Source organism: Pseudorhodobacter sp. MZDSW-24AT (assembly GCF_002794355.1).
Classification (GTDB): domain Bacteria; phylum Pseudomonadota; class Alphaproteobacteria; order Rhodobacterales; family Rhodobacteraceae; genus Pseudotabrizicola.
The window spans coordinates 269,436-289,194 of sequence record NZ_PGOI01000002.1 but is presented as its reverse complement, the minus strand read 5'-3'; the positions used below and the strand labels follow the sequence as shown (position 1 = coordinate 289,194).

Below are 19,759 nucleotides of genomic sequence, written 5' to 3'. Positions count from 1 at the left end.
GCCTCGGCCCCCCTTGGCGCTTTGCGCCACCCCCCGAGGATATTTGTGAACAGATGAAGGGGCGGCCATGCGCGCGGTGATGACGGTGTTGGCGATCTGGGGCGCAGGTCTGGGGGCTGCGGCGCAGTTTGGCAAGATCTCGGTGCTGTTTAACACCTTGGGCGCCCAGTATGTGGGTGCCTCGGCGGTGGGGTTGGGGCTGATCGTGTCGATCGTGGGCATGGTGGGATTGGTGTTTGGCACCACCGCCGGCCTGTTCGTCGCCCGCATCGGGCCACGGCGTGCGATTGTGGCGGCGCTGCTGATGGGCGCGGTGATGAGTGCCGTTCAGGCGCTTGGGCTGTCTTATCCGGCCATGCTCTTGTCGCGCGTGGTGGAGGGGGGGTCGCATCTGGCCATCGTAGTGGTGGGGCCCACCGTGATTGCCGGGATTGCGACCGCGCGCTTTCGTGGGCTGGCGATGACGCTGTGGTCGAGCTTTTTTGGCGTGACCTATGCTGTGTTGGCGCTGCTGGCGCCGCCCTTGATGGCGGCTTATGGCGGGCAGAGTGTGTTTGTGGCGCATGGGCTGTGGATGGCGCTGATGGCTGGCGCGGTCTGGGCCTTGCTGCCGCCGGACCCTGAAGCCCATCCGATGCCCGCCGGGGGGATCTTGGCCCAGCATGTGGCGATCTATGCCTCGCCCCGGCTCTCGGCCCCCGCGCTGGGGTTCTTTTGCTATACCTTTTTATATGTGGCGGTGCTGACCTTGGTTCCGCCCGAGGTGCCGGTGGCGCAGCGGGCGCTGGTGGCGGCGGGGATGCCGCTGATCTCGATTGCCCTGTCGCTGACGCTGGGGGTGTGGCTGCTTGGCCGGATGTCGGCGGTGCGCTTGGTGCAAGCGGGGTATCTGGCCGCACTGCCGGGATTTGTGCTGCTGGCGCTGTTCTGGGGGCAGGGCTGGGGCATGGTTGTGGGCGGGCTGTGGGTGGCGGGGGCGCTGGGTGTGGTGCAAGGCGCGAGCTTTGCGGCGATCCCTGAGCTGAATGCCAGCGCCGAGGCTCGGGCGCAGGCGTCGGGCGCGATTGCCCAACTGGGCAATCTGGGCACGACCACCGGCACGCCGCTGCTGGCGGCCCTGCTGCTGGCGGCAGGGCCTTGGGGTTTGGCCGGGGTGGCAGGGCTGGCCTGCGCGCTGGGGATTGGCCTGCACGCGGTTCAGGCGCGGCGGCGCGCGGGCTGAGACGCGCCTTTTTGCGGTGTTCTTAATCTGTTCTTAATTTGACCTTGGAGACTCGCGGGAAAGACCCTATCTCTGGCCTTCGGTAGTGCGGGGATGATCATGGCGGAACAGAAGTTCATCGAGGTGCGCGGGGCGCGCGAGCATAACCTCAAGAGCATTGACGTGGATATTCCGCGCGATCAGCTGGTGGTGATCACCGGGCTGTCGGGGTCGGGCAAGTCTTCGCTGGCCTTTGACACGATCTATGCCGAAGGGCAGCGGCGCTATGTGGAAAGCCTGTCGGCCTATGCGCGGCAGTTTCTGGACATGATGGGCAAGCCGGATGTGGACCATATCAGCGGTCTGAGCCCGGCGATTTCGATTGAGCAGAAGACCACCAGCAAGAACCCCCGGTCGACCGTGGGCACGGTGACCGAGATTTACGACTATCTGCGCTTGCTGTTTGCGCGGGTGGGCACACCCTATTCTCCGGCGACCGGGCTGCCGATCACGGCGATGCAGGTGCAGGATATGGTGGATGCCGTCATGGCGATGCCCGAGGGGAGCCGCGCCTATCTGCTGGCGCCGATCATCCGGGATCGCAAGGGCGAGTATAAGAAAGAGTTTCTGGACCTGCGCAAGCAGGGCTTTCAGCGGGTGAAGGTGAACGGCGCCTTCTATGAGTTGGAAGAACCGCCGGTTCTGGACAAGAAGTTCCGCCACAACATCGATGTGGTGGTGGACCGGATCGTGGTGCGTGAGGGGTTGGAAACGCGGCTGGCCGACAGTTTCCGCACGGCGCTGAACCTTGCCGACGGGATTGCGGTGATCGAGACGGCGCCCACGGAGGGTGAGGGCGAGCCGGAGCGGACCACGTTTTCCGAGAAATTCGCCTGCCCGGTGTCGGGCTTTACCATCGCCGAGATCGAGCCGCGGCTGTTTTCCTTCAACGCGCCCTTCGGAGCTTGCCCGGTGTGCGACGGGTTGGGGGTGGAGCTTTTCTTTGACGAACGCTTGGTGGTGCCCGATCAGGGGCTGACCCTGATGCAAGGCGCGATTGCGCCGTGGTCAAAATCCAAAAGCCCGTATTTCACGCAGACGATTGATGCGCTGGCCAAGCATTACGAATTTGACAAGAAGAAGAAGTGGAAAGACCTGCCCGCGCATGTGCAGCAGTTGTTTCTGCATGGCTCGCATGGCGAAGAGATCGACTTTTCTTATGATGAGGGCGGCCGGGTTTACAAGGTCCGGCGGGTGTTCGAGGGCGTGATCCCCAATATGGAGCGCCGCTACAAAGAGACGGATTCCGCTTGGTCGCGCGAAGATATGGAGCGCTTCCAGAACAACCGCGATTGCGGCGCCTGTGGCGGCTATCGGCTGCGGCCCGAGGCTTTGGCGGTGAAGATCGGCGGGCTGCACATCGGGCAGGTGGTGCGCATGTCGATCCACGAGGCGCATGACTGGATTCAGACGGTGCCAGAGGCGCTGACCGGGCAGAAGAACGAGATTGCGCGCGCGATTTTGAAGGAGATCCGCGAGCGCTTGGGCTTTCTGGTCAATGTGGGGCTGAATTACCTGACGCTGTCGCGCAATGCGGGGACGCTTTCGGGCGGGGAGTCGCAGCGGATTCGTCTGGCAAGCCAGATCGGTTCGGGCCTGACGGGGGTGCTTTATGTGCTGGACGAGCCGAGCATCGGCCTGCATCAGCGCGACAATGACCGTTTGCTGACCACGCTGAAGAACCTGCGCGATCAGGGCAACACGGTGCTGGTGGTCGAGCATGATGAGGATGCGATCCGCGAGGCGGATTATGTGTTCGATATAGGTCCCGGCGCCGGGGTGCATGGCGGGCAGGTGATTGCCCATGGCACGCCCGCGCAGGTGGCGGCAGATCCGGCGAGCCTGACCGGACAGTATCTGTCGGGCGCGCGGGAAATCTCGGTGCCGTCGGTGCGGCGCAAGGGAAGCGGCAAGAAGCTGACGGTGGTGAATGCGACCGGAAACAATTTGCAGAATGTGACGGTGAGCTTTCCCTTGGGCAAGTTCGTCTGCGTGACCGGGGTGTCGGGCGGCGGGAAATCGACGCTGACCATCGAGACGCTGTTCAAGACGGCGGCGGGCAAGCTCAACGGCGCGCGGGAGACTCCGGCCCCGTGTGAAACGATCACCGGGTTTGAGCATCTGGACAAGGTGATCGACATTGACCAGCGCGCGATCGGGCGCACGCCGCGGTCGAACCCTGCGACCTATACCGGGGCGTTCGGGCCGATCCGCGACTGGTTTGCCGGTCTGCCCGAGGCGAAGGCGCGCGGCTATCAGCCGGGGCGGTTTTCGTTCAACGTCAAGGGCGGGCGCTGTGAGGCGTGCCAAGGTGATGGCGTGCTGAAGATCGAGATGAACTTCCTGCCCGATGTTTACGTGACCTGCGAGACGTGCAAGGGCAAGCGCTATAACCGCGAGACCTTGGAAATTAAGTTCAAAGACAAGAGCATATCAGACGTTCTTGATATGACATGCGAAGAAGCGCAGGGCTTTTTTCAGGCAGTGCCCAGCATCCGCGACAAGATGGATGCCCTGTGTCAGGTGGGGCTTGGCTATATCAAGGTTGGTCAGCAGGCGACCACGCTGTCGGGTGGTGAGGCGCAGCGGGTAAAGCTGTCGAAGGAGTTGTCGCGCCGGGCCACGGGCCGCACGCTGTATATTCTGGACGAGCCGACCACCGGTCTGCACTTTGAAGACGTGCGCAAGCTGTTGGAAGTGCTGCACGAACTTGTTGAGCAAGGCAACACGGTGGTGGTGATCGAGCACAATCTGGATGTGATCAAGACCGCCGACTGGATCATCGACATTGGCCCCGAGGGCGGTGATGGCGGTGGGCAGGTGGTGGCCGAAGGCACGCCAGAGGATGTGGCCAAGGTTGATGCCAGCCATACCGGACGCTATCTGAAAGACATGCTCAAGCCCCGGCGCCACGCCGCAGAGTAACCTGTGGGGTTTCACCAGCCTCTGACACCCTCGCCTGCGGCGGCGTGGTCTTGGTCAGGGGCCGCCTCCGCAGCGCGCATATGCGCTGCGGAGCGGGGCGATCGGGTGAAATGATTCGCGCCCCTTTTCTGCGCAGTTTCCGAAAAGTTGACAGTTGCACAGGCGGCGGGTGCATTTGACATGCTTTGCCAACGCAACTGCGCGTGCAGGTTGTAAATGCGGTCGCGCCGCAGATTTCCTTCGCCGCGCCCTATAAAACAAGGCATTTTAAAGACCGGGGTGCTGCTGGCGCTGAGGCAACGTCACGTTGCTGGGCGCCTTTTTTGGGAGAGTAAAAAGTGGGTATTCGGTCCAATGTTGCGGGCGCAGTTGCGGGGCTGGTGATTGCCGCCGCCGCAAGCAGCGCCTCTGCTGCAACGTGCAGTGCATTCGTGCAGACAGGGGTGACTCCCTCGACGGCTTGTTTTGTCGGTGAGGACGGGGTTGGCGGGTCGGGCAACGACAGCGCTGCCATCTTGAACGCAGTGTCGCCGAGCGGGTTGTTTGGCTTGACGGGCTGGGAATTGATCGCGCGCGACAACGATCTGGACGGCACCGACACGGGTATGGTCTCGGCGCTGACGGTGGTTGGTTCGCTCACATCTGGTGCGCTGAGCATCGCGTCTACGCTTTACGCGACCTACAGCGACATCGTGATTGTCTTGAAATCAGGCGGTGGTTTGACGCCGGATTTCTGGGTTGCCTACAAGGCCAAGACCGGGACGGTGGATTTTGACTACCAGTCTATCTTCATGAACAAGAAAGATAAGATCGGGGACTTGAGCCATATCTCGCTTTACGGCGTGAAGGGAGACGAGCCCCCCGCGCCGGTGCCGCTGCCGGCGGCAGGGTGGTTGATGGTTGCGGGTTTGGGTGGCTTGGCGGCGCTGCGGCGGCGCAAGCGCGCCTAAGACGGGTGTGACGTGCGAGTGAACGGGCGGCCCTTGTGGCCGCCCTTTTTCATGGCGGAGGCACTGCATGTTGGCCGCCGCCCCCCCTTTGCTGAGGCCTGTGTTCCTTGGTGGGAAACACTGTGTTTGCCGCAGGATAGGGCAAAACAAAGGCCATTCTGTGGCGGGAAGGTCAAAAATCTGTCATCATTCAAAGACGGATCGGACTGGGGTAATGGGCATTGTCGGATCAGCAACAATCTTACGTTACAAATTATTGGAGCTGATGATGAGCACGACGAAACGCGCTGCCGCCGCTGTGTTGGCTGCCATGGTGACGGCCGGGTCGGCGCAAGCTGCGTCTTATACTTTTGATTTTACCACGTCGACGCAAAGCTGGCTGGAGACGATTTCTTTTGGGTCGCTGCAGGACCCTGCCATGAAGAAAGCCAGATCTGGCGCCACCCAGCAAGACAAGACCGGCCTCCGTCGGCAGGACGCGGCTGCGGCGATGCGGAAGGGAGCGGTGCGTGGGGTGTGCGGCGATCTGGCCAAGACAGGCCATGTTTGCGTGCAGAAAAACCTCGGCCTGCACAGCAAAAGCCCAGATGATCTGGCGGTTTTTGTCTTTGAAACGGCGATGTCGGTGACGTCGATGTCCTATTCCTATTTTGACAGCGTTTTTGCACCTGCCAAATATGCGTATCAGAAGGCCAGCTGTAAGACGAAAGTGCAGGACGCGTGCAAGGTCTGGAATTACGGCTATGTTCTGGTGGTGCCGCCGCAGACGAAGTTTGACATGTTTGATCTTTTCCTGAGCGCGGATGATGTGCGCAGGCGGCTTGTCGCGCCGAGACTGGCTTTTGCCGATGCGCCATCGGCCCGGCGTTTTGGGATTGGCGCACCTGAGAGCACGGAGGGTTTCGGGATCGCAGGGCTGACAGCCCAACCTGCGCCGGAACCGGAGGAGGTGCCATCCCCCGTGCCGCTGCCCGCCGGAGGGTTGCTGCTGCTGGCCGCCTTGGGTGGGGTTGCGAGCGCGGCGCGGCGGAGCCGCGCGGGCTGACTGACCGTTTCTGCGCGTAACGCAAAAGGGGTGGTCTTGCGACCACCCCTGAGCTTGTCAATCCATCTGCTTGAAGTTGAGGCTGGCGCCTTCCTTGATGCCGCTTGGCCAGCGCGCAGTGATGGTTTTGGTGCGCGTGTAGAAGCGGAAGGCATCGGGCCCGTGCTGGTTGAGATCGCCAAAGGAGGATTTCTTCCAGCCGCCGAAGGTGTGATAGGCCAGCGGCACCGGAATCGGCACGTTGATGCCGATCATGCCCACATTGATGCGGGCGGCGAAATCGCGCGCGGTGTCGCCATCGCGGGTGAAGATGGCGATGCCATTGCCATATTCATGGTCCATCGCATAGCCAAGCGCCTGTTCATAGGACTCGGCCCGGACGGTGGAGAGGACAGGCCCGAAGATCTCTTTGCGGTAGATGTCCATGTCGGTGGTGACATGGTCGAACAGATGAGGGCCGACGAAGAAGCCGTTTTCATATCCTTGGAGCTTGAAGTTGCGGCCGTCGACCACGAGTTTGGCGCCCTGTGCCACACCCGATTCCACCAGTTTCAGGATATTGGCTTTGGCCGCGGCCGTCACCACGGGGCCATAATCCACATCGTTTCCAGCGGTGTAGGGGCCAACCTTCAACTTCTCGATCCGCGGGATCAGCTTTTCGATCAAGCGGTCCGCCGTTTCCGCGCCGACCGGAACCGCCACCGAGATCGCCATGCAGCGCTCACCCGCCGCGCCATAGCCTGCGCCGATCAGTGCATCGGCGGCCTGATCGAGATCGGCGTCGGGCATGATGATCATGTGGTTCTTGGCACCACCAAAGCATTGCACCCGCTTGCCGTTGGAACAGCCGCGACCGTAGATGTATTCGGCGATCGGGGTGGAACCCACAAAGCCCACACCGGCGATCTGCGGGTTGTCGAGGATGGCGTCCACGGCCTCCTTGTCGCCGTTGATCACCTGTAGCACGCCATCGGGCAGGCCAGCTTCTTGCATCAGTTCGGCCAGCATCAAGGGCACGGTGGGCGCGCGTTCCGAGGGTTTCAGCACAAAGGCGTTGCCGCAAGCGAGCGCCGGGCCCATCTTCCACATCGGGATCATGGCGGGAAAGTTGAACGGCGTGATTCCGGCAGCAACGCCAATGGGTTGGCGCATGGAATACATGTCGATTCCCGGCCCTGCGCTGTCGGTGAATTCGCCCTTCAAAAGATGTGGCGCACCGATGCAGAACTCCATCACCTCCAGCCCGCGCTGGATATCGCCCTTGGCGTCCGGAATGGTCTTGCCGTGTTCGGCAGAAAGCGCCTCGGCCAGCTTGTCCATATCGCGGTTCAAGAGGTCGACAAACTTCATGATCACGCGCGCGCGCCGCTGCGGGTTGGTCGCGCCCCATTTCACCTGCGCCTGCGCGGCATCGGCGGTGGCGGCATCCAGCTCGGCCTTGGTGGCAAGGGACAGCCGGGCCTGCACTTCGCCGATGGCGGGGTTGAAGACATCGGCAAAGCGGCCCGAGGTGCCGGGAACATGCTTGCCGTTGATCCAGTGACCGATCTCTTTCATAGGAACCTCCCTTTGGGTTGGGGGCAGTATAGTCTTGCACAAAAGTCGGATAAAGCGACATTATCCCAAAAGGGTTTTGCAGGATTGCAAAGGTATGGATTGGGATGATCTGCGCGTGTTTCTGGCCGTGGCGCGGGCGGAATCGCTTTCGGGCGCTGGCAAGCGCTTGCAACTGGACCCGGCGACGGTGGGGCGGCGGGTGGCGCGGCTGGAGGAAGGTGCGGGGGCGCGGCTGTTCCTGAAATCGCCGCAGGGATATGCCCTGACCGAAGAAGGGGCGCGGCTTGTGCCACATGCCGAAGCGGCGGAGGCGGCGCTGATCGGTGCCACAGAGGCGCTGAGTGGTGGCAGCGGTGTCGGCCTGTCCGGGCAGATCCGGCTGGGTGCGCCAGATGGGTGCGCCAATTACATCTTGCCGCAGGTGGTCAGGGCCATCTGCGATGAGAACCCGGCGCTGGAGGTGCAGATCGTGGCGCTGCCGCGTGTGTTCAACCTGTCGCGGCGTGAGGCCGATCTGGCGATCGGCGTGAGCCGTCCGCAGGCGGGGCGGTTGACGGTGCAGAAACTGAGCGATTATCGGCTGCATCTGGCGGCGCATCCCGACTATCTGGCGGCAGCGCCGCCCTTGCGCGGGCTGGCCGATTTGGGGGCGCATCGGGTGGTGGGCTATATCGCCGACATGATTTTCGACAAGGAGTTGGATTATCTGGCGAGCCTTGGCACCCAGCCGCCGCGCGCCGCATCGAATTCGGTTTCGGTGCAACTGAATTTGCTGCGGGCCGGGGCAGGCGTGGGGGTGGCACATGATTTCGCGCTGCCTTTTGCGCCGGAACTGGTCAAGGTGTTGCCCGAAGCGCTGAGCTTGACGCGGACCTTCTGGCTGATCCGGCACGAGGCCGATGCGCATTCGGCGCGGCTGTCGCGCTTTGCGGACAGATTGGCACATGGCATCCGGCGCGAGGTGCAACGGCTTGAATCCCTTACCTGAGATGGGAGCAGGGCGACAGGAGGCTTGACAGACAGTCGCGTCAGGCGGACGCTTTCGTGATCGCGCCATGGGAGGACGAGGATGATTGTTCAGCAGATTCTGAAACTCAAAGCCAATACGTCAGTGACGACGGTTCCGCCAGGCACCGATCTGTGCCATGTAGCCGAAATTCTGGCCACGCAGAAGATCGGCACGGTGGTGGTTTCACCGGATGGCAAGACCATTCTGGGCATCCTGTCCGAGCGCGACATCGTGGCCGAGGTGGCGCGCAGCGGCCCCAGCGGCCTGACGGCGCCGGTGGAGACGATCATGACCAAGGCGGTGCAAAGCTGCAAAAGCGCCGAAAGCGCGGATTCGGTGCTGGAGCGCATGACCTCGGGGCGGTTCCGCCACATGCCGGTGGTCGAAGGCGATCAGATGGTGGGGTTGATCTCGATCGGCGATGTGGTGAAGGCGCGGCTGATGGAATTGGCCGCTGAAAAGGATGCGCTGGAAGGGATGATCAAGGGTTTCTGAGCACTGCGCGCTCAGCCGCTCTGACGGGCGTTCTTGGGGCGGGCTTGACGCCACCAAGAGCGAGCGCGGAACGCGAGGCGCGCGCCCCTGCCGGGACTTTCCTGCTTGCATTCCTGTGCCTAATATTGTTGCGTGCCCGCAGTTTGCAATCGGGGGGTCCCATGCGCATCGGCCTTTATCCGGGGACATTCGATCCTGTCACGCTGGGGCATGTCGACATCATTCAGCGCGCCATGGCCTTGGTGGACCGGCTGGTGATCGGCGTGGCGATCAACCGCGACAAGGGCCCGTTGTTCAGTCTGGAAGAGCGTGTGGCGATGGTCGAGGCGGAGAGCGCGGCCATCACCGCCCGCACCGGGGGCGAGATTGTCGTGCACCCGTTTGAAAATCTGCTGATCGATTGCGCCAGCGATGTGGGCGCCACCGTGATCGTGCGCGGCCTGCGCGCCGTTGCGGATTTCGAGTATGAATTCCAGATGGTGGGCATGAACCGCGCTTTGGATGCCAGCATCGAGACGGTTTTTCTGATGGCCGATGCGCGGCGTCAGGCGATTGCGTCAAAGCTCGTCAAGGAAATCGCGCGGCTGGGGGGGGATGTGTCGAAATTCGTCACGCCCCCGGTGGACGCTGCCTTGCGCCGCAGGTTCGGGACCCGGCTGTAAGCGCGGATCAGGCCGTTTTCCCATAGATCGCAGCGCATGCGATGCGCGGCGCATCTTCGCGGAACAGGCCCAGATCCTGTGCCACGTCGAGCGGCAGATTGGCAATTTCGTCGCGGGTCTTGCGATAGCGCGCATAGGTGCTGGCGGCGTCGCGCCACCGTTGGATCATCTTGACCATCTGTCTTTCCTTCGGGAGCGCCCGGCGCCGGATTGCGCCTTGGCGTGCCTTGGATGTGGGCATGATGGGCCGGGGGGCAAGGCGCGGGCGGGCCGTGCCGCCTTGCGCACCGCGCATAACTAGCGCAGGCGTGGCATCCAGCGCTGTAGCCAGCCCCAGCGCGCGGCGGGGCGCAGCGGCTCGGGCAATTGGCTGGCGTCAAAGGCCACACCGCGTTTTTCCGCACTGGCCTGAACGGCGGAGCAGAGTTGGGGCGCGCGGCGCAGCAGGTTGATGAAATGCGCTTCTTCCAATGTCAGCAGCGTGGTGTGGCTGATCGCTGTCACCCGCGCGCGGCGCGAGCGGCGCAACAACAGCGAGAGTTGGCCAAACATTTCACCGCGCCCCAGCAGGAAACGGCTCCCGGCCTGCTCTGCCTCGACGGCGCCCGAGGCGATGAACCAGACCCGGTCGGGCCGATCATCCTTGCGCATCAGCAGGTCACCGGGCTTGGCGTAGACGGTTTTCATCTGACGGGCCAGTTGCGCGAGCGAGTCGGCGTCGAGATCCGAGAACAAGGGAAAGCTGCGCACGATGTCGCGGCGTTGCAGCCGCAGATCCAGACGGGGGCGTGCGGCGAGCAGGGTGCTTTCGGCCGCAGTTTGGGCGCGCAAGGACAGACGCAACTCGGGGCCGATCAGGCCATCTGCGGTCATCTGGTCGTATTCCGCCTCTTCGCGCTGCATCACAAGGCGACGGATCACGCGGCGCTCCAGCTCTTCGGCGTAGCCGGGGAACTGCGTGCGCAGGCCGTCCATCTCGCGGTTGGTGTCTTCGATGCGCCGTTTGATCAGATCGTGCAGCAGGCCAGCCACCCGGCGCGAGTGGATGCGCGTGATGCGGGAATCGATGAAGCCCGTGAGCGCGCGCAGCATCTGGCGATGCGCGACCAATGCTTCGAAACGATCCTCTGTCAGGCGTGCAAGGGGCGGTTTGATGCGGAAACGATTGTGCAGCCATTCTGCCGCCCGCAACGTGCGCCCAGCCACCAGCGCCCGACGGGCTTGCGCGCGATACCCGGCGCGGCCTTCGGTGAGCGTGGCCTCGATCAAGCGGTCGGCATCGGCCAGCATACGGTCGGCCAGACGGGCCGACATCAGATTGGCCTGAAAGGCTTCGAGGATCAGATCGCGTTCATGCCCGGCAAGGGCGAGAAGACCCAAAGTCACGCGGTCTTTTTCCAGAATGTCGCGCGCTTCATCCGCGCGTTCGACGGCGGAGTTCAGGCGCTCGCCAAAGCGGACGGCCTCTTCCCGGATGATGGCAGGGGTAAGATCCATTTCGCGTGCCGTTTCCGCGACGGTTTCGCGCACCTCTTGCAGCGCGACGGCCACCACCTGATCTGACAGCGCGCGGTCGAGAGGCGAGAGCCGGTCCAGACCGAGGAGCGAAATCACCCGGCGCAGGGTCGTGCCTTGGACCAGCAGGGTGAATAGCACGAAGCCGGTGGCGATGATGCCGACCTGCCGCTTGGTTTCCACAAAGATCGCCGGGTTTTCAGTGACGGCCAAGGCCAGCGCGAGCGTGACGGCGCCGCGCAGGCCGCCCCAAAGGATGGCGATGCGGTAGGGCGAGTCCACTCGGGGGGACAGGCGGGCCGCCGTGAGAAGCGGCAGGATGCCATAGAGCACGATGGCCCGGGCCGCGAAAGCCGCCACCACGGTGACGAGGATCAGGCCGATGTCGCTGGGGCGGATATTGGCAAGGATGCGCGGCACCAGAAGCGCTGCCAGCACAAAGATCAGCCCCCCCGCCCAGTAGGCGATGAGCGCCCAGGCATCGCGCAGCTGTGACAGGGCGGGCGGCGAGATGCGGCCGGGGGAAGAGAAGTTCACCGTCATCCCGGCGGCGACAACCGCCACCACCCCTGAGGCGCCGATCACCTGATCGGCCAGAAGAAAGGTGACAAAGGGTGTGGCAAAGCTGATCGACACCTGAGCCAGAGGCCAAGGATTCATCCAGCCCATCAGCTGAACGGCGAGACGGCCGCCCAGCCAGCCTACGGCCGCACCCGCTGCGATCAGCCAAGGGAGTTGTAGCAAGGCAAGCCCGATATTCGGCTCGGTGTCGCGGGCGGCGACGGCGACCAGAAACACAGACGTGAGCGCGATGGCCGCGGCGTCGTTCAGAAGGCTTTCCCCTTCCACGATGCGCGCCAGCCGCTGTGGGGCAGGTGTGGCGCGGAAGATGCTGACAACGGCGGACGGGTCGGTGGTGGAGACGATGGCCCCGATCAGCAGGCAGGCGATCAGCGGCAGGCTGGTAAAGGGTTTGAGCGCCATGCCGATCACAAAGGTTGCCACCACCACTGCCACCACTGCCAGCACCAGCACCGGGACCCAATCATCGAGCAGGCGGCGCAGGTTCAGGGTGAGGGAGACCTGAAAGATCAGAACCGGCAGGAAGATGTAGATGAACAGATCAGAGGAGATCGGCAGGTTCAGGATCGCCAGCGCCACCGGGTTGAGCGCATCGGTCACCTCGGTGCGGAAGAACCATGAGGCGGCCGCGCCAAGGCCAATGCCGATGGCGGCCAGAATGACGGTCACAGGCAAGCGCAGGCGGGCCGCGAGCGGCTCGGACAGGGCGATGGCCAGAAACAGGCCCGACAAAATGGCAAGAAAGACGATCAGATCCATGCGGCGGTGATAACCCTTTGTGCTTCCGAGAAAAAGGAAGGGCCGGTCACGAATGGTGACCGGCCCGAAACATAGACGCAACAGGTGTGATCGTCAGATCAGCTTGCCCATGGCGACGGCGGTATCGGCCATCCGGTTCGAGAAGCCCCATTCGTTGTCATACCATGTCAGGATTGAGCAGAAGGTGCCGTCCATCACCTTGGTCTGGTCCATGTGGAAGACCGAGGAATGTGGGTCGTGGTTGAAGTCTGCCGAGACATTCTTGAACTCGGTATAGCCCAGAATGCCCTTCAATTTGCCATTGGCGGCGGTCTTGATGGCTTCGTTGATTTCCGCGACCGAGGTTTCGCGCTTGGCGATGAACTTCAGATCCACGACCGAGACGTTCGGCGTGGGCACGCGGATCGCGAAACCGTCCAGCTTGCCTTTCAGCTCTGGCAGCACCAGACCCACGGCCTTGGCGGCGCCCGTGCTGGTCGGGATCATCGAAAGCGCTGCGGCGCGTCCGCGGTAAAGATCCTTGTGCATGGTGTCCAGCGTGGGCTGGTCGCCGGTGTAGCTGTGGATCGTGGTCATCATGCCTTTTTCAATGCCGATCACCTCGTTCAGGATATAGGCAACGGGCGAGAGGCAGTTGGTGGTGCAAGAGGCGTTCGACACCACAAGGTCATCCTTGGTGAGCGTGTCGTGGTTCACACCGTAGACGATGGTTTTGTCGGCGCCATCGCCGGGGGCGGAGATCAGCACGCGCTTGGCGCCGTTTTCCAGATGGGCTTGGCACTTTTCCTTGCTCGTGAAGATGCCGGTGCATTCCATCACCACATCCACATCGCTCCACGGCAGGTCGGCCGGGTTGCGCAGGGCGGTGACGCGAATCTTGCCACGGCCTGCATCGATCCAGTCTTCACCCGTGGTGACAGTGCCGGGGAAGCGGCCATGCACCGAGTCAAAGCGCAGCAGATGCGCATTGGTTTCAACGGGGCCCAAATCGTTGATCGCAATCACCTCGATGTCGGTGCGACCCGACTCGATGATCGCGCGCAGCACATTGCGCCCGATGCGCCCGAATCCGTTGATGGCAACCTTTACCGTCATGGCAATCTCCTTTGAAATGCGACTCGACCGTCACGTTTAGCGCTAACATCACCAGTCAGCGGCAAAAATCAACGGCAGACTGGCGCGATCAGCGCCAGAATGCCAGCCATTCGATCATATCGGCGAATTTCACCAGAAGAAACAGTGTGGCGCTTGCATGGTTCAGCGCGAGATCTGCGACAAGCGCCGCCAAGATCACGGCGCCCAGACTGAGCGCGATGCGGTCGGTCACGTCTTCCCCCTTGCGGGGGTCGGCGCCCCCTTAGTGCAACAAACGGCCCATCACCCCGGCCACATCGGCCATTCGGCAAGAAAAGCCCCATTCATTGTCATACCATGCCAGCACGCGAACGGAACGTCCCACGACCCGGGTTTGATCGGGGGCGAAGATGGACGACTGCGGCGTATGGTTGAAGTCGATCGAGACCTTGGGTTCTGGATCATAGGCCATGACCATGCCCATGTAACCGGCACAAGCCTCACGCACGATCTGGTTGACATCGTCGACCGTCACCGATTTGGCGGCGATGAATGTGAGGTCTACGGCACTCACGTTGGGGGTGGGGACACGCAGCGAGGTGCCGTCGAGTTTGCCGGCGAGTTCGGGCAGCACTTCGCCCAAGGCCTTGGCAGCCCCCGTGGTGGTGGGAATCATCGCCATGGCGGCGGCGCGGGCGCGGTAAAGATCCTTGTGGCGGCGGTCGAGCGTGGGCTGATCGCCGGTATAGCTGTGGATCGTGGTCATGATGCCAGACTCGATGCCGATGGCGTCGTTCAGCACCTTGGCCAGCGGGGCAAGGCAGTTGGTCGTGCAGGACCCGTTTGACACCACATGATGCGCGGGTGTGAGGTGGCGGTGGTTGACACCGTAGACCACGGTCAGATCGGCACGTTTTGCGGGAGCGCTGACCAGAACCCGTTTGGCCCCGCGCGACAGGTGCACGGCGGCGCGGTCGCGGTCATTGAACTTGCCCGTGCATTCCAGCACCACATCGACACCGTCCCAGTCCAGTTCGGTCGGGTCATAGGTGCTTTGCACCCGGATCGGACCCCGGCCAAGATCCAGCGTGGTGTCGCTTACCTTGATCATCCCGGGGAAGCGGCCATGCACCGAATCGTATTTCAGAAGATGCGCATTGGTTTCAATAGGCCCGGTGGCGTTGATGGCCACAACCTGCACATCGTTGCGGTTGGACTCTGCGATATGCGCGAGCGTGCAACGCCCGATGCGGCCAAAGCCATTGATGCCGACGGTGATGGTCATGCGCCTCTCCTGCGTGAACATGAGTGTCGGTTACAAGGCGAAGCGATCCATGCATAGATCAAAAATGAATAATTATCAGTGTGTTAGCGCAAACTTTCGCTGTTTGCGCTAACGTGTTGCGGCCTTTGCCTTGGACAGCGGCATCCGCTACAAACGAAGCTGCGCAGGGAGTGACAGAATGAGCGGTTTGCTGGCTTTGCTGGATGACGTGGCCGCGATCGCCAAGGTGGCGGCCGCCTCGGTGGATGATATCGCCGCGGCGGCGGCAAAGGCGGGCGCCAAGGCAGCGGGTGTGGTGATCGACGATGCTGCGGTGACGCCGAAATATGTCACCGGGTTTTCGGCGGATCGGGAGTTGCCGATCATTTGGCGCATCGCGCTTGGCTCTGTCCGCAACAAGCTGGTGATTTTGCTGCCGGCGCTGCTGCTGTTGCAGGCGTTTCTGCCGCAAGCGATCACGCCGCTGTTGATGCTTGGCGGCGCCTATCTGTGCTTTGAAGGGGCAGAAAAGGTGTTTCACGTGCTGTTCCCGCATGGGGACGCGGTGGTGGCGGCAGATCTTGCGCCCGGAGACCCGGCGCATCTGGAAGAAGAAAAGATCGCCGGAGCCATCAAGACCGATTTCATCCTGTCGGCCGAGATCATGACCATCGCACTTGCCGCCATCCCGCAAAGCACACTCTGGATGGAAGCCATCACGCTTGCGGTGGTGGGCATTGCGATCACGGTGGTGGTCTACGGGGCCGTCGCGCTGATCGTGAAAATGGATGATGTGGGGCTGCACATGGCCGCCGCTGGCCGCACCGGGGCAGGGCGCGGCATCGGGCGCGGGCTGGTGGCCTTTATGCCCAAACTGCTGGCGGTCTTGTCGCTGGTAGGGACGCTGGCCATGCTGTGGGTCGGCGGTTCCATCGTGATCCACGGGCTGGAGGAATTGGGCTTCGGCTGGGTTGGCCACCATATTCACGACTGGGCCGTGCTGGCCGGGCAAAGCGTGCCGCACGCGCCGGGGGCGGCTGAATGGATGGCAAAGGCGGTGATGGATGGCCTTTTCGGTCTGGCGCTTGGCCTTGTGCTGATCCCGCTCGCCACGCGGGTGATCCTGCCCGTCTGGGCCGCGGTGACGGGGCGCAAGGCAGGGCATTGACGCGCCGGCTCAGGCAACCCTGAGAAGGCTGGTCAGATCGGTGTTGTTCTGCATCAATTGCGCCAAGGTGATGGTGTCGAGGCTTGCGTAAAACGCCTCAAGCGCTTGGGCGAGGGCGCCTTTCAGGCGGCAGGCACCGACCAGCGGGCAATTGCACTCTGATCCCGTAAAGCATTCGGCGAAGGGTAAGCTGGCCTCGAACTGACGGACCACGGTGCCGACACGGATCTGATCGGCGCGGCGCCCCAGCATCAATCCCCCGGCCCGGCCGCGCAAGGTGTGAAGATAGCCGCTTTGGGCCAGTAGATGGATGACCTGCGCCAGATGATTTTCGCTGGCATTGCAGGCCTCGGCCACTTCGCGCTTGCGCACGATCCGATCGGGGTTGGCGGCACAGAACATCAGCGTCCGCATGGCGAGATTGGTTCGGGTGGTCAGTCGCATGCGCGTTCTCCGTGCTGGGTGGGGCGCAAGATGCCGCGCTCTGCGATCCGCCGAATTGATCCAGATCATCTGTGAAAGGCGGGGCGCGGAAAAATGTGCATTCCATGACCAAGTTTCGTGCGAAACGCGGTGGAGCGGTGGGGTTTATCGAGGCCAGACGGGCCCAACGAAGCCGCACCGCCGAATCGAACCGCCTTAGCCCGCTTTCATAGGTGCTAAGCCGCCTTGCGCGCACCGGCGTGACCTCGTCCGCACTGCCGCAGGCTGCAAGATCTTGGCGGATGTCGTGTGACGAAGGAGCTGCGCTCAGGGCTGCATCGTTCCTGCGGTGCTGCCTTTCAAGCACGGATGCCCTTGGATCAGGCAGGCGTTTTGACGCGATGGCGTGAGGGCGGACTCACCCGCGCTGGCAAGGCAGGTTTTTCAAAGCGCTTTGAAAAGTGTAAAGCTCTGAAATATTGAAATTTAAATTCCGTGCTTTTGCGCCACGGTTGCGATAACAGTTGGTCAAAGGCTTTGCGTTGTGACGGGCCGGGGTTTGCAGGACGGTGCGGGGCGCTTTACCCTGCTTTGTAGATGTTTACCCTTGGTCCAGCCCGCCGCCACCCCTAACTGTGGAACCCGATGTGAATGATCTGAGCCCCAACCCGACTGCGTTGAAAGCGAACATCCTGCGGCATCTGGCTTTTACGCTGGGCAAGGACCCAGAACATGCCAGCACCTATGATTGGCGCATGGCCTTGTCCTATGCCGTCCGCGATCAGATCATGGAGCCGTGGTTTGCGTCTACCCGCAAGACATGGGCGGCCGATCACAAGCGGGTGTATTACCTGTCGATGGAATTTCTGATCGGGCGTCTGTTGGAAGATGCGACCGTGAACCTGGGTCTGCGCGAGCAGGCGCAGGAAGCGATGGCAAGCTTCGGGCAAGAGTTTCGTGGGATCATCGAGGATGAGCCGGATGCGGCGCTTGGCAACGGCGGCCTTGGCCGTTTGGCCGCGTGCTTCATGGAGTCGATGGCCACGCTGGGATGCCCGGCCTATGGCTATGGCATCCGTTATGAACATGGGCTCTTCCGCCAGCGCTTTGAAGGCGGGCGTCAGGTGGAGACGCCGGAGGATTGGCTGAAGCAGGCGCATCCGTGGGAGTTTGCACGCCCCGAGGCGGCTTATGTGATCCCCTTCAAGGGGCACATGGAACGGCGCGACGGGCGGGATGTGTGGATGCCGGGCGAAACTGTGGTGGCGTCGGCCCATGACACGCCTGTGGTGGGTTGGCAGGGCAAATGGGCCAACACGTTGCGGCTGTGGGGGGCGCTGCCCACCACCATGTTTGACCTCGACCGTTTCAATCGGGGCGATTACGCCGCGGCGGCAGAGCCCGAAGCCTTGGCCCGCACGCTGAGCCGGGTGCTTTATCCGGATGACACCACCTATCAGGGCAAGGAGTTGCGTCTGAAGCAGGAGTTTTTCCTGACCTCGGCCGCTTTGCAGGATATTCTGCGCCGTTTCCTCGCCTCGCAATCCGATTTGCGCAAGCTGCCGGATTTCGTGGCGATCCAGATGAACGACACCCACCCTGCAATTGCGGGGCCAGAGCTGGTGCGTCTGCTTGTCGATGAGCACGGGATGCCCTTTGAGGAGGCGCTGCCAGTGGCGCGCGCCTGCCTTGGCTATACCAACCACACCCTGCTGCCCGAAGCGTTGGAGCGTTGGGCCACCTTCACCTTTGGCAATGTGCTGCCGCGCCACATGCAGATCGTCGAACAGATCGACCATTGGCACCGGACCGAGAACCACAGCCGTCCACATTATGTGGGTATCGTCAAACACCATGAGGTGCGGATGGGCGAATTGGCCTTCATCATGGCGCATAAGGTGAACGGCGTGTCGGCCCTGCATTCGGATCTGGTGAAGAAGAACCTTTTCCCCGAGTTGCACGCGCTGCACCCGGACCGGATCGTGAACCAGACCAATGGCGTGACACCGCGCCGCTGGCTGAAGATGTGCAACAAACCACTGTCCGACCTGATCACCGACAGCATCGGATCGGGCTGGGAGGCTGATCTGGACCAGCTCAAGGGTCTGGAAAAGCCCATCAATACCAAAGCCTTCCGCAAAGAGTTTGATGCCGCCAAGCGCCGGAACAAGGTGGAGTTGTCGAATTGGCTGGCAAGTCATGAAGGCATCACCGTCAACCCAGACGCGCTGTTCGACGTGCAGATCAAGCGCATCCATGAATACAAGCGCCAGCTTTTGAACATCCTGCAAACCATCGGTCATTGGGAAGCGATCAAGCAAAATCCGAACGCAAATTGGGTGCCGCGCGTCAAGATTTTTGGTGGCAAGGCTGCGCCGGGCTATGCGGTGGCCAAGGAAATCATCCGCCTTATCAACGACGTGGCGCAGGTTATTAACAACGATCCGGTCAGCGGTGACTTGCTCAAGATCGTCTATCCGGCCAATTACAACGTCTCGATGGCAGAGCGGTTGATCCCGGCGGCGGATCTGTCCGAGCAGATTTCGACGGCCGGCAAAGAAGCCTCGGGCACCGGGAACATGAAGTTCATGATCAACGGGGCGCCGACGATTGGCACTTTGGACGGCGCGAATGTGGAGATCTTGCAAGAGGTCGGGCATGAAAACTTCTTCCTGTTCGGGATGACGACCGAACAGGCGATGGCCCGCCGCCAAGACCCGGACCACGCCCGCAAGGCGATTGAGGCGAGCCAAACGCTGCAAGACGTGCTTCAGATGATCGCCGAAGGGCGCTTTAGCCCGGAGGACAAGGGCCGCTATCACGATCTGGTGCATCGCGTCTGGCATCACGATTATTTCCTCGTGGCCAGTGACTTCGACGCCTATGATGAAGCACAGGCCAAGGTGGATACCGCCTATGCCGATCGGGACAATTGGGTGAAAATGGCGGCTTTGAACACGGCACGCTCCGGGTTCTTTTCCTCGGACCGCACCATTCGCAGTTACATGAAAGACGTCTGGAACGTGACCTCGGCGCTGTAGCGCCGGGGCCTTTCTGCGCGGCTGACTTT

General features: G+C 62.2%; 16 protein-coding genes. 9 read left to right on the top strand and 7 right to left on the bottom strand.

What is annotated here, in order from left to right; translation table 11 throughout:
- Positions 1-67: 67 nt before the first annotated feature.
- The 4 genes from CUR21_RS03015 to CUR21_RS03000 all read left to right on the top strand — a co-directional run bounded on the left by CUR21_RS03015 (position 68) and on the right by CUR21_RS03000 (position 6,181).
- Positions 68-1,222, top strand: a complete 1,155-nt coding sequence (locus tag CUR21_RS03015) for an MFS transporter (RefSeq protein ID WP_100195527.1) — start codon at positions 68-70, stop codon at positions 1,220-1,222.
- 99 nt (positions 1,223-1,321) lie between these two features.
- Positions 1,322-4,186 (top strand): excinuclease ABC subunit UvrA, encoded by a 2,865-nt coding sequence (gene uvrA, locus CUR21_RS03010; protein ID WP_100195623.1) that lies wholly within the window; start codon positions 1,322-1,324, stop codon positions 4,184-4,186.
- A 380-nt stretch (positions 4,187-4,566) separates the two neighbouring features.
- Positions 4,567-5,136, top strand: a complete 570-nt coding sequence (locus CUR21_RS18840; protein ID WP_232622663.1) for a VPLPA-CTERM sorting domain-containing protein — start codon at positions 4,567-4,569, stop codon at positions 5,134-5,136.
- Between the two features lie 67 nt (positions 5,137-5,203).
- On the top strand, positions 5,204-6,181 hold the full coding sequence (locus CUR21_RS03000; RefSeq protein WP_157791925.1) for a hypothetical protein: 978 nt from the start codon (positions 5,204-5,206) through the stop codon (positions 6,179-6,181).
- Positions 6,182-6,238: 57 nt separating this feature from the next.
- On the opposite strand, the gene CUR21_RS02995 is transcribed toward CUR21_RS03000, so the two are convergent.
- The gene (locus CUR21_RS02995) at positions 6,239-7,738 is read right to left on the bottom strand and encodes a CoA-acylating methylmalonate-semialdehyde dehydrogenase (RefSeq protein ID WP_100195525.1); all 1,500 of its coding nucleotides are present in this window, start codon (positions 7,736-7,738) and stop codon (positions 6,239-6,241) included.
- Positions 7,739-7,832: 94 nt separating this feature from the next.
- On the opposite strand from CUR21_RS02995, the gene CUR21_RS02990 reads away from it, so the two are divergent.
- From CUR21_RS02990 to coaD, 3 genes are all read left to right on the top strand, one after another.
- The gene (locus tag CUR21_RS02990; protein WP_100195524.1) at positions 7,833-8,726 is read left to right on the top strand and encodes a LysR family transcriptional regulator; all 894 of its coding nucleotides are present in this window, start codon (positions 7,833-7,835) and stop codon (positions 8,724-8,726) included.
- 81 nt (positions 8,727-8,807) lie between these two features.
- On the top strand, positions 8,808-9,242 hold the full coding sequence (locus tag CUR21_RS02985) for a CBS domain-containing protein (RefSeq protein WP_100195523.1): 435 nt from the start codon (positions 8,808-8,810) through the stop codon (positions 9,240-9,242).
- Positions 9,243-9,403: 161 nt separating this feature from the next.
- Positions 9,404-9,904, top strand: coding sequence for a pantetheine-phosphate adenylyltransferase (gene coaD, locus CUR21_RS02980; protein WP_100195522.1), 501 nt, complete (start codon positions 9,404-9,406; stop codon positions 9,902-9,904).
- Positions 9,905-9,911: 7 nt separating this feature from the next.
- Here coaD and CUR21_RS18735 read toward each other — a convergent pair whose 3' ends face one another.
- The 5 genes from CUR21_RS18735 to gap (CUR21_RS02955) all read right to left on the bottom strand — a co-directional run bounded on the left by CUR21_RS18735 (position 9,912) and on the right by gap (CUR21_RS02955) (position 15,119).
- Entirely contained in the window at positions 9,912-10,082 is a 171-nt protein-coding gene (locus tag CUR21_RS18735) for a hypothetical protein (protein WP_198431600.1), read from the bottom strand.
- A 119-nt stretch (positions 10,083-10,201) separates the two neighbouring features.
- Positions 10,202-12,760: a cation:proton antiporter gene (locus CUR21_RS02970; protein WP_100195520.1), complete on the bottom strand. Its 2,559-nt coding sequence runs from the start codon at positions 12,758-12,760 to the stop codon at positions 10,202-10,204.
- 93 nt (positions 12,761-12,853) lie between these two features.
- Positions 12,854-13,855, bottom strand: a complete 1,002-nt coding sequence (gene gap / locus CUR21_RS02965; protein WP_100195519.1) for a type I glyceraldehyde-3-phosphate dehydrogenase — start codon at positions 13,853-13,855, stop codon at positions 12,854-12,856.
- Positions 13,856-13,943: 88 nt separating this feature from the next.
- Positions 13,944-14,087 carry a hypothetical protein gene (locus CUR21_RS18730; protein ID WP_100195518.1) on the bottom strand — a complete coding sequence of 48 codons (144 nt, stop codon included), beginning with the start codon at positions 14,085-14,087 and terminating at the stop codon, positions 13,944-13,946.
- Between the two features lie 30 nt (positions 14,088-14,117).
- Complete coding sequence (gap, locus tag CUR21_RS02955; RefSeq protein ID WP_100195517.1) at positions 14,118-15,119, bottom strand: type I glyceraldehyde-3-phosphate dehydrogenase; 1,002 nt, start codon at positions 15,117-15,119, stop codon at positions 14,118-14,120.
- A gap of 178 nt (positions 15,120-15,297) precedes the next feature.
- Here gap (CUR21_RS02955) and CUR21_RS02950 point away from each other — a divergent pair, with 178 nt between their 5' ends.
- A complete protein-coding gene (locus CUR21_RS02950) occupies positions 15,298-16,266 on the top strand; it encodes a DUF808 domain-containing protein (protein WP_100195516.1) in 969 nt (322 codons plus the stop codon).
- Positions 16,267-16,275: 9 nt separating this feature from the next.
- Here the strand turns inward: CUR21_RS02950 and CUR21_RS02945 are convergent, their stop codons facing one another.
- Positions 16,276-16,710, bottom strand: a complete 435-nt coding sequence (locus CUR21_RS02945) for an Rrf2 family transcriptional regulator (protein WP_100195515.1) — start codon at positions 16,708-16,710, stop codon at positions 16,276-16,278.
- A gap of 626 nt (positions 16,711-17,336) precedes the next feature.
- Between CUR21_RS02945 and CUR21_RS02940 the strand changes: the two genes are divergently transcribed.
- The gene (locus CUR21_RS02940; protein WP_100195622.1) at positions 17,337-19,730 is read left to right on the top strand and encodes a glycogen/starch/alpha-glucan phosphorylase; all 2,394 of its coding nucleotides are present in this window, start codon (positions 17,337-17,339) and stop codon (positions 19,728-19,730) included.
- Positions 19,731-19,759 lie beyond the last annotated feature (29 nt).

Coding starts and splice junctions, on each gene's coding strand:
- CUR21_RS03015 (WP_100195527.1), top strand. CDS start 68: ATGCGCGCGGTGATGACGGTGTTGGCGATCTGGGGCGCAGGTCTGGGG.
- uvrA (WP_100195623.1), top strand. CDS start 1,322: ATGGCGGAACAGAAGTTCATCGAGGTGCGCGGGGCGCGCGAGCATAAC.
- CUR21_RS03000 (WP_157791925.1), top strand. CDS start 5,204: ATGTTGGCCGCCGCCCCCCCTTTGCTGAGGCCTGTGTTCCTTGGTGGG.
- CUR21_RS02995 (WP_100195525.1), bottom strand. CDS start 7,738: ATGAAAGAGATCGGTCACTGGATCAACGGCAAGCATGTTCCCGGCACC.
- CUR21_RS02990 (WP_100195524.1), top strand. CDS start 7,833: ATGGATTGGGATGATCTGCGCGTGTTTCTGGCCGTGGCGCGGGCGGAA.
- CUR21_RS02985 (WP_100195523.1), top strand. CDS start 8,808: ATGATTGTTCAGCAGATTCTGAAACTCAAAGCCAATACGTCAGTGACG.
- coaD (WP_100195522.1), top strand. CDS start 9,404: ATGCGCATCGGCCTTTATCCGGGGACATTCGATCCTGTCACGCTGGGG.
- CUR21_RS18735 (WP_198431600.1), bottom strand. CDS start 10,082: ATGGTCAAGATGATCCAACGGTGGCGCGACGCCGCCAGCACCTATGCG.
- CUR21_RS02970 (WP_100195520.1), bottom strand. CDS start 12,760: ATGGATCTGATCGTCTTTCTTGCCATTTTGTCGGGCCTGTTTCTGGCC.
- gap (WP_100195519.1), bottom strand. CDS start 13,855: ATGACGGTAAAGGTTGCCATCAACGGATTCGGGCGCATCGGGCGCAAT.
- gap (WP_100195517.1), bottom strand. CDS start 15,119: ATGACCATCACCGTCGGCATCAATGGCTTTGGCCGCATCGGGCGTTGC.
- CUR21_RS02950 (WP_100195516.1), top strand. CDS start 15,298: ATGAGCGGTTTGCTGGCTTTGCTGGATGACGTGGCCGCGATCGCCAAG.
- CUR21_RS02945 (WP_100195515.1), bottom strand. CDS start 16,710: ATGCGACTGACCACCCGAACCAATCTCGCCATGCGGACGCTGATGTTC.